This window comes from Cerasibacillus terrae (assembly GCF_008039555.1).
GTDB lineage: Bacteria > Bacillota > Bacilli > Bacillales > Amphibacillaceae > Cerasibacillus > Cerasibacillus terrae.
Genome location: NZ_VDUW01000009.1, coordinates 110,122 through 118,381, shown reverse-complemented (window position 1 = coordinate 118,381; position 8,260 = coordinate 110,122). Strand labels below are relative to the sequence as shown.

The following is an 8,260-nucleotide window of genomic DNA, read 5'->3' as shown; positions in this document are numbered from 1 at the left end:
CCCCCTCTTTAAACACTTTAAGTACTACAAATTATAAACCTTGTTAATTTTTATTTAAAGTAAAATCTCCCTTTAACATCTCCTCCTAAACTACTTTAACTACTATTATTTATTATACTATGGTTAACGGATCGCCAGATGGATGGTTATGAGCCACAATTATCGATGCTGCAGACCGTTTGACTGCTTCACGATAAACTTCACGGGGGTGGACAATGGAAGCATTAAGGCTACCTATGAAAATCGTTTGTCTGTGGATAATTTGATTTTTGGTATTTAAAAAAAGTGCTACAAAATGTTCTTGGTTCAGACTCCGCATCTCTTCCATGACATAATCTGCACCGTCTTCTGGTGAACGAATGGTGTATGGTTCATTTGGGCGATAGTGATTCATTCGTTTTCCTAATTCAATCGCAGCAAGAATGACAACGCCTTTCGCATTACCAATTCCCTTAATTGCTGTTAATTCTTCAATAGTCGCATCTTTTAAAAGTTTTAATCCTTCAAAATGGATAATTACCCGATTTGCTAAAGACATGACAGACTCTTTTTTCGTACCACTACCAAGCAAAATAGCAAGTAATTCTTGATTTGACAGATTGGCTGTCCCTAGTCTTAATAGGCGTTCTCGTGGGCGTTCTTCCACAGGGACATCTTTAATCATAATCATTTCCGATTTCATAAAACAGATCCCTCCTTTCCTTTATGATTGAATTGAGCATAATGGGAAAGGGAACGAATAACAAATAGGTGTTATTTAAAAATGGAGATATTTTTTTAATAACAATAGTATTTTCTCTAGATAAAGATGATTTTTCATGACACGTATCAACTTAAAAAGGTGGGAATTAACTTTTAAAGGAATGTAGTAGTTTCTCATACTCTAACCATAATTTTAAAAAATGCATATCTGTAATATCTCCAGGTTTTGATATTAGTTTTTCTATGATTGGGCTTGTTTGCTTAATAAAAGATTTCATTTCTTCGGATTCTACTTGATTGCCATATAATTCCTTCCATTGTTTCCCATCAATTGTTTTGTTTTGTACAGATGGAAGGGCTTGATTCCATAATTGTTGAAAATTTGTTAACCATTTATAATCTATGCTCGAAAGTGATACCTCTGTTTCTGGTGTGGACCACTCTTTGACATATGTTTCTAGACTTTTATCATTCATCTTAGATGCAAGTGTGTTCGCTATTTTTTCATCATGGGCTAGTCCAACAAATAAGTATGTTACTTGATCTCGTTTCCAAGTTAATGTTTCTTGACCCACTTGTTTAAATAAAGCAGTCATTTCGTCTAGATTAGCCTGTTCTGAAAACACACCACCTTGTAGTACAAAAGCAGTAATCGTCGGAAGAATGTGTTTCTGTTTGTCAGTTGAACTTCCTTCCACGGGGACGTTCTTGGATGTATTTGTTTTTGATACCTGGTTTGTTTCATATTCTTGTTCTTCATGTAATGTTCCAAACATATTTAACATAATTAATCCCATTAAAGAGCCAATAATAATTGCCGATAAACTGGCGAAGGCAATGCGTTTCTTTCCTGTGGAAAATTGTTTTTTATTCCTGGGTGGTTTTGTAGATTGTTTTTTTATTGAGGGATAATTCATACGTTTTTTATCTTTTTTTGTTTTTTCAAAGGAAGAAGTGGACAGCTTTTGATACTTCTTTTGTTTTGGATAACCTGATTGTTTTCCGTTCACTTTAATCTTCAAATTGGGATTCTTTTTCATTAGTATGTCTCCTTCATCCAATAGTTTGTATTTTTAAACCTATCATAAAACATATAAAAAGTAAGGAGAATTTTGTCAGTTCTAAGTTATTTTCGTTAGACAAATATCGCAAAAAAATCGGTATTATAAAACGTTGGGACAAAACTAGCCGAGAATTCTAAAAGATGGCTCCAATCATCTTTTTTGATGATTGGAGCCATCTTGATTACTCTGTATTTATAAGATATATCTCCCTATTCTCCCAATAAATATCGACGAACTATTGTGATGAAATGAAAAGAGCCAACAATAAAAATAGATTCTTCTTTGGAAGATGAAGAAGTTATAAGCCCTCTTAATAATTCTTGCCAATCCTCTTCTACAAATAAATTTGAAGCACCAATTTCTTTTTGTAATTGCCTTGCTCCGATTGCCCGTGGATGTTCAAACGTTGTAATATAAACTGACTCAAAAAACGGAATACATTTTGTTAACATTTCTTTTAAATCTTTATCTTTAAAACCAGCAAAAACAAGTTGTTTCTTTTTATTTTTATACTGTTCATTTACCGTCTGAATAAAGGCATCTATTCCTGCTTGATTATGTGCTCCATCAATAATGATATGTGGTTGCTCAGACACTTTCTCAAACCGACCTGGAATTTGAGTATGAGTAAGTGCATTTTGTATATACTTTTTGTTTAATGGATAATATTTTTGATGAAAAATAAACAAAGCCATCAATGCCATTGAAGCATTTTTTACTTGATGCTCCCCACTCATTTGTAAACAGATAGGCATTTCTATTGTCTTTGTTTTCCATTGAAAATGTTGCCTTGTACCTTCTTGTCTTTTATTATCACAAGTGAAATCAAATCCGAATCGATATACCTTCGCTTGTTTTTTCTTTGCCTCTTCCAATATTACTTGATAGGCAGATTCTTCTAATTCTCCTAAAATAACCGGTATCATTGGTTTAATTATCCCTGCTTTATGAGAGGCTATTTGTTCGATTGTATTCCCTAAAAGTGCTTGGTGATCTTTTGCAACACTTGTAATAATCGACAAAATAGGCGTGATACAATTAGTTGTATCCTCCCTCCCACCCATTCCTGTTTCTATCAACGATAAATCTACATACTTAGCAAAATATCGAAAAGCAATGACTGTTAATATTTCAAAAGGGGTTGGTGCCATTTCCTCTTGATCTAATTGTTGAATATATGGATATAATTCATTCATGATGGATAGAATGTTTTTTTTACTAATTGGTAGTCCATTATGTAATATATGCCCTCTTAATCCATACATACTAGGTGATGTAAATATCCCAACTTGATATCCATGACTCCTGAAGGCCTCACTCATGTAATGAATGGTAGAGCCCTTTCCATTTGTTCCGGCAACATGGATGGCTGTTATTTCCTGTTCTGGATTACCTACTCGTGTTAATAATCTATTCATTCGTTCTAAACCAGGTTTTATCCCAATTACATCTCTTTGTTTCATGTACTTTTCGACTTCTTCATAACTATTAAACATCATTACACCTTCATCATTTTTTATTCGCTTCTTAGAACTTTTATCATGTATAATAAAAACAGTATATCACAATTATAAAGTGAAACTTCACTCAGTGGGAGTTTTCTTCATCTCCCACCGAGTGTTAGTTGAACGAATCGGGCCTATACTGGCTGTTGATCCTCCCTTATAATTCTTGAGTATCTCGAATTCTTGAAGTGGAGGTGTTACAGCCAGTTAATCTGCGATACATTTGGAATATAAATTAAAGGAGAAATCAGTAGTGACACTGACTGGATGGATTATTTATAATGGAAGTTTACAAAGTAAAAAATTCCTGGATTTTGCAATGATGCTGCAACTTGCCGCAAAAAAGCAATATATTGATACTATATTATTTACAAACAATCAGCTGCTAACCTATTTATATGAGCAGTCTAAATTGCTGACAAAAGGAGAAAAGAATCTCCCTGACTTTGTCATTTTTACAGATAAGGATATTTATTTAGCCCAACATCTTGAAATGCTAGGAATCCCTGTATTTAACCGTGCAGAGGCAATTGAAATAAGTGATGATAAAATACGGACCTATCAATTATTAGCAAAACATCATTTACCAATTCCAAAAACAATTGTAGCACCAAAAGCTTTTTCCAATCATCATTTGGATCATTTTTATAATTTGGAATTAATCATAGAAACATTAAGGCTACCACTAATTGTCAAAGAAGCATTTGGATCTTTCGGTGAACAAGTTTATTTAATCCATACAAAGGAAGAACTTCGAAAAAAAGTTCACGAAATCCATGGGAAATCTTTTTTATTTCAGCAATTCATTGAAACAAGTTATGGAAAGGACATCCGACTACAAGTAGTTGGCAACCAAGTAGTAACAGCTATGAAACGGACCTCAAAGAATGACTTCAGAGCAAATATAACCACTGGTGGAGAAATGGAAGCTTATTATCCTTCTGAACGTGAAAAAACTCTAGCCATTCAAGCAACTCAAGCAATTGGGGCTGATTTTGCGGGAGTAGATTTACTTTTTGGAGAAAATGAACAACCAATCATCTGTGAAATTAATTCCAATGCACATATAAGAAATATTTATGAATGTACACATATTAATCCAGCAGATTTCATAATTGATCATATCATCCAAACTCTCGGTATTAAGGATGAAAAAAATGACAAATAAAGGATGGCTCATTTATTCCAAACAAGATGCAAAGGAAAACATGTCATTTATCGAATGGTTTCTCCAAGAAGCGAAAAATAAAGAAATCGAACTTACGCTCATTCTACGTGAAAAGTTACAAATAGGAATTATCCATAATGAACCATGTGCTTATATAAATCATAAAAAAACAACGCTTCCCGATTTCGCCATCGTTCGTACGGTAGAACCATTACTATCGTTCCATATTGAACAATTAGGAGTGATAGTATTTAATTCTTCTCATATTAGCAGCATCTGTAATCATAAAGCAAGAACACATTTAGAAATCAATAAATTACAAATTCCAATGGTCTCCACACTATTTGTAAAAAGTCAGGACTTGCCAACAGAATTACCTTTTCAACTTCCTTTTGTTATCAAAGAAGCAGGTGGTAGAGGTGGAAAACAAGTCTACTTCATTCAAACAAAAACAGAATGGATGCATTTTCTTAAATCTTCAATAAATAAAGACCTCATAATTCAAACTGCGGATGTTCAATTAGGAAAAGATGTTCGGGTATTTGTTGTTGGAAAGGAAATCATTGGTGCAGTCCTTCGAGAAAGTAATAGCGATTTTCGTGCTAATTTTAAACTAGGTGGTTCTGCTACGTGGTATGAACTCTCATCAAAGGAAAAACAACTAATCGAAAGAATCATTCAACATTTTGATTTTGGTATGGTTGGTATTGATTTCTTATTTGATGATCAAGGGAATCTTTTATTCAATGAAATCGAGGATGTCGTCGGTTCCAGAACACTAAGTTCGGTATCTTCTATTAATATTGTTGAAAAATATATTACTTTTATAAAACAGCAATTAGCAAAAAAGGAACATCGCTAACTAAAACTAGCGATGTTCCTTTTTTACTTAATTCTTCAATTCCTTTAATCTCTCTTGTACTTTCTCCTGTTTATCTAGATAATCCTTTTCTTTTTGTCTTTCTTTTTCTACGATTGCTTCTGGTGCTTTATTTACAAATCCAGGATTACTTAATTTCTTCCGGACAAGCTGAACTTCTTTCGTCCATTTTTCTAATTCTTTTTCTAGGCGGGCTATTTCTTTATCAAAGTCGATTAATCCCTCTAACGGTAAATAAACCTGTGCTCCTGTAACAACAGCTGTCATTGCTTGTTCTGGAGTATCCAATTCTGTAGCTATTATTAGCTTACTTGGATTACAAAAACGTTCTAAATATTGACGTTCACTTTCCAATTCTTCAGCAATCGCTTCTGTTTCCGCCTGAATCAACAATTGAATTTGTTTAGACATAGGTGTGTCCACTTCTGCACGAATATTTCGGACAGATTTAATAATTGCAACCAAACGTTTCATTTCCTTTGCTGCTTGTTCATCATGGAATTCTTGACGAACTTTAGGCCAGCTAGCAACGGTAATAGATTCCCCCTGATGTGGAAGCTTTTGCCATATCTCTTCAGTAATAAACGGCATAAATGGATGTAACATGCGCATAGTCTGATCAAACACATACGCTAAAACAGAACGTGTTGTTTGTTTTTGTGCCTCATCTTCACCATATAATGGAAGTTTAGCCATTTCAATATACCAGTCGCAAAGCTCATCCCAAATAAAATTGTAAAGATATCGCCCTGCCTCGCCAAATTCATATTTATCCGTATTCTTTGTTACCTGTTCAATTGTTTCATTTAGGCGGGTTAAAATCCATTTATCTGCTAATGAAAGTTCTCCTGATAAATCAATATCTTCATACGTGAAGCCTTCCATATTCATTAAAGCAAATCGAGAAGCATTCCACACTTTATTGGCGAAATTCCATGTTGCTTCTACCTTTTGCCAGCTAAAACGTAAATCCTGACCTGGAGTTGACCCCGTTAACAAGAAGTAGCGTAAGGAATCAGCGCCATATTTATCGATAACATCCATTGGATCGACACCATTCCCTAATGATTTACTCATCTTGCGGCCTTGTTCATCTCGAATCAGACCATGAATTAACACATCTTTAAATGGACGTTTTCCTGTAAATTCTTTTGATTGGAAGATCATTCGTGCAACCCAGAAGAAAATGATATCGTACCCAGTAACAAGCACATCTGTTGGGAAATAGCGTTTATAGTCTTTTGCTTCTTCATTTGGCCAACCCATTGTTGAAAATGGCCATAATGCAGAGGAGAACCATGTATCTAATACATCTTCATCTTGTTTCCATTTTTCAATATCTTCTGGTGCCTCTTTTCCAACATAAATTTCTCCAGTTTCTTTATGATACCATGCCGGAATCCGGTGTCCCCACCATAACTGACGTGAAATACACCAATCACGAATATTATCCATCCAATGCATATATGTGCGTTCAAATCGTTCTGGAACAAAATTTACTTTTTCTGCTCCTTGTTGCATTTTGATAGACTCATCTGCTAGTGGTTGCATCTTTACAAACCATTGAGTCGATAAATATGGTTCAACAACAGCACCACTACGTTCGGAGTGTCCAACTTGATGGGTATGTTCTTCAATTTTAAATAAAATACCATTTTCTTGTAAGTCTTCCACAATTTGTTTACGACATTCGAAACGGTCCATTCCTTCATATTTTCCTGCATTTTTGTTCATGGTCCCATCTTCATTCATAACAAGGACTCGTTTCAAATTATGACGGTTTCCAATTTCAAAATCATTTGGATCATGGGCTGGTGTAATTTTAACGGCACCTGAACCAAATTCCTTATCTACGTAATTATCTGCTACAATTTTTATTTCTCTTCCAACAATCGGTAAAATTACCGTTTTACCAATAAGATGTTGGTAACGTTCGTCATCGGGATGAACTGCAACGGCTGTATCTCCAAGCATTGTTTCCGGACGTGTTGTTGCAATCTCAATTGTTTCTTCACTATCTTTAATTGGATAACGCATATGATAGAAATGACCCTGTACTTCTTCATAAATGACTTCGATATCCGATAAAGCTGTTTTTGTTCGTGGGTCCCAGTTAATAATGTATTCGCCTCTGTAGATTAAACCCTTTTCATAAAGTTTAATAAAGACTTCTTGAACAGCATCTGATAAACCTTTATCCATTGTAAAGCGTTCACGAGAATAATCTAAACCTAAGCCAACCTTTGACCATTGTTTACGAATAAAGTTAGCATATTCTTCTTTCCATTCCCATGACTTTTCTAAAAACTTTTCCCGACCTAGATCATACTTTGATAAGCCTTCTTCTCTTAACTTTGCCTCCACTTTAGCTTGTGTTGCGATTCCCGCATGATCCATTCCTGGTAACCACAGGACATCATAACCTTGCATTCGTTTCATTCGCGCAATCGTATCTTGCATTGTTGTGTCCCACGCATGCCCCAGATGCAACTTTCCTGTTACGTTTGGAGGGGGAATTACAATGGAGAACGGTTCTTTCGTTGTATCATTCGTAGCTTCAAAAAATTTTCCATCTAACCAAAATGAATAACGATTTTTTTCTACCTCTTGTGGATTATATTTAGAGGGTAGTGATTGTTCTGACGTCATATAAAAACCTCCTTAAAAAAATAAAAAAATCCTTTCATCCTTAAAGGACGAAAAGACTGTTTTCGCGGTACCACCTTCGTTTATAGGTATTATCACCTATACACTTTGATTGGATAACGGTCCAGAACCGGCCTTTTCTACTTGGGAATTCCCTTTCAAAAAAGCTGCATAAAAGGCGACTTCCAAATCATTTTTCCTAGGAAGCTTCCAGCAGTTACTTCCCTCTCTGTAGGCAATGAATTTGTACTATTCCTCATCATCGCATTTCTAATATATCTTTATATTAATCAAT

Annotated in this window: 6 protein-coding genes and 1 other annotated feature; of the genes, 2 read left to right on the top strand and 4 right to left on the bottom strand. The window is 34.7% G+C overall.

The features are described from left to right. Window positions 1–112: 112 nt before the first annotated feature. From radC to FHP05_RS12310, 3 genes are all read right to left on the bottom strand, one after another. On the bottom strand, window positions 113–682 hold the full coding sequence (gene radC, locus FHP05_RS12320; protein ID WP_330998093.1) for a RadC family protein: 570 nt from the start codon (window positions 680–682) through the stop codon (window positions 113–115). Window positions 683–848: 166 nt separating this feature from the next. Next, window positions 849–1,742, bottom strand: a complete 894-nt coding sequence (locus FHP05_RS12315; RefSeq protein WP_147668675.1) for a hypothetical protein — start codon at window positions 1,740–1,742, stop codon at window positions 849–851. 233 nt (window positions 1,743–1,975) lie between these two features. Beyond that, window positions 1,976–3,262, bottom strand: a complete 1,287-nt coding sequence (locus FHP05_RS12310) for a bifunctional folylpolyglutamate synthase/dihydrofolate synthase (protein ID WP_191126343.1) — start codon at window positions 3,260–3,262, stop codon at window positions 1,976–1,978. A 262-nt stretch (window positions 3,263–3,524) separates the two neighbouring features. Between FHP05_RS12310 and FHP05_RS12305 the strand changes: the two genes are divergently transcribed. Both FHP05_RS12305 and FHP05_RS12300 read left to right on the top strand, forming a co-directional pair. Further along, entirely contained in the window at window positions 3,525–4,439 is a 915-nt protein-coding gene (locus FHP05_RS12305; protein ID WP_147668671.1) for an ATP-grasp domain-containing protein, read from the top strand. After that, window positions 4,429–5,301, top strand: a complete 873-nt coding sequence (locus FHP05_RS12300) for an ATP-grasp domain-containing protein (protein ID WP_147668669.1) — start codon at window positions 4,429–4,431, stop codon at window positions 5,299–5,301. The genes FHP05_RS12305 and FHP05_RS12300 overlap by 11 nt, the downstream gene beginning before the upstream one ends. Window positions 5,302–5,328: 27 nt before the next feature. On the opposite strand, the gene FHP05_RS12295 is transcribed toward FHP05_RS12300, so the two are convergent. After that, window positions 5,329–7,968 carry a valine--tRNA ligase gene (locus tag FHP05_RS12295; RefSeq protein ID WP_147668667.1) on the bottom strand — a complete coding sequence of 880 codons (2,640 nt, stop codon included), beginning with the start codon at window positions 7,966–7,968 and terminating at the stop codon, window positions 5,329–5,331. Between the two features lie 40 nt (window positions 7,969–8,008). Further along, window positions 8,009–8,237, bottom strand: a binding site (T-box leader). Window positions 8,238–8,260: the final 23 nt, after the last annotated feature.

What these genes read in the sequence shown, in the direction of transcription:
- FHP05_RS12310 (WP_191126343.1), bottom strand. Translation starts at nt 3,262, where the DNA reads ATGTTTAATAGTTATGAAGAAGTCGAAAAGTACATGAAACAAAGAGAT.
- FHP05_RS12295 (WP_147668667.1), bottom strand. Translation starts at nt 7,968, where the DNA reads ATGACGTCAGAACAATCACTACCCTCTAAATATAATCCACAAGAGGTA.
- radC (WP_330998093.1), bottom strand. Translation starts at nt 682, where the DNA reads ATGAAATCGGAAATGATTATGATTAAAGATGTCCCTGTGGAAGAACGC.
- FHP05_RS12300 (WP_147668669.1), top strand. Translation starts at nt 4,429, where the DNA reads ATGACAAATAAAGGATGGCTCATTTATTCCAAACAAGATGCAAAGGAA.
- FHP05_RS12315 (WP_147668675.1), bottom strand. Translation starts at nt 1,742, where the DNA reads ATGAAAAAGAATCCCAATTTGAAGATTAAAGTGAACGGAAAACAATCA.